1 pseudogene is annotated in these 1,081 nt (G+C 37.1%); it reads left to right on the top strand.

The features are described from left to right. Positions 1-65: 65 nt before the first annotated feature. A pseudogene (locus tag AVJ19_RS21130) lies at positions 66-1,081 on the top strand (IS3 family transposase); the annotation flags it as partial.

The raw sequence follows: 1,081 nt of genomic DNA, 5'->3' as shown, positions 1-1,081 counted from the left end.
GATGTATGCTGATAAAAGCGGAGACTTTAACTTGGTAAACTAAACGTACTCATCAGGAGTTTACCATGAGCAAAAAGCAAAAGATTTATACAGCAGAATTTAAAGCTGAAGCAATAAAACAAATTGAAGAAAATAAAGGCAATGTTTCGGAAACAGCAAGACAGCTTGGTATTTCCATGCAAACTTTGTCAAATTGGTACAACAAAGCAAAAGCTGGAACATTAGCAGGCACACAGCAATATTCACCTGATCTCGTTGCTTTACTCGAAGAAAATAAAAAACTCAAACAGCAACTTAAAACTGCTGAAATGGAAAGAGAATTCCTAAAAAAAGCAGCAGCGTACTTTGCCAAGGAAAGTCAGTGAGGTACGCCTGTATGAAACAGTATAAAGATACATATCCAATTACCATGATGGCAAAGCTGTTAAAAGTGTCAGTTTCGCGATTTTATGACTGGTTGAAACGAGGCATGAGTAAAAGAGTTGTTCTAAGAAACCAGCAGACAATCCTAGTCAAAATAGCACATCAGGAAACCCATGAAAGCTATGGTTATGTTCGTCTAGCAAAGTATCTACAGTCACAAGGCATTCAAATCAGTGAGTATGCAGTCCGTTGTATTAAAAAGCTAAATCAGTTGTACTGTAAGCGTCATAAGCGTTTTAAAAGGACAATAAATAGCGATCATAATCGTTCTGTTTACAATAATTTGTTAGAGCAAAACTTTGCAGTAACTGCTCCAAATGTTGCATGGGTAAGTGATATTACGTACATATGGACGGCTGAAGGTTGGCTATATTTAGCTGCTTTAAAAGACCTTTATAGCAAACAAGTGGTTGGTTATAGCTTAAGTGAACGGATGACAGCAGATCTCATTTGCAATGCATTGAGTATGGCGATTCGCAATCATAAGCCATCTCAAGGCTTAATTGTTCATTCGGACAGAGGTAGTCAATATTGCAGTCATGAATATCGTAATATGATTGAAAAATATGGATTTCAGGGTTCAATGAGCAAAAAAGGAGACTGTTACGATAATGCACCTATTGAGAGCTTTTGGGGCATACTCAAAAACGAGTTGGTT

It is taken from the genome of Acinetobacter sp. CFCC 10889, from assembly GCF_003268395.1.
Taxonomy (GTDB): Bacteria; Pseudomonadota; Gammaproteobacteria; order Pseudomonadales; family Moraxellaceae; genus Acinetobacter.
The sequence above is the reverse complement of the archived record's forward strand: the minus strand, read 5'-3'. Positions and strand labels throughout refer to the sequence as shown.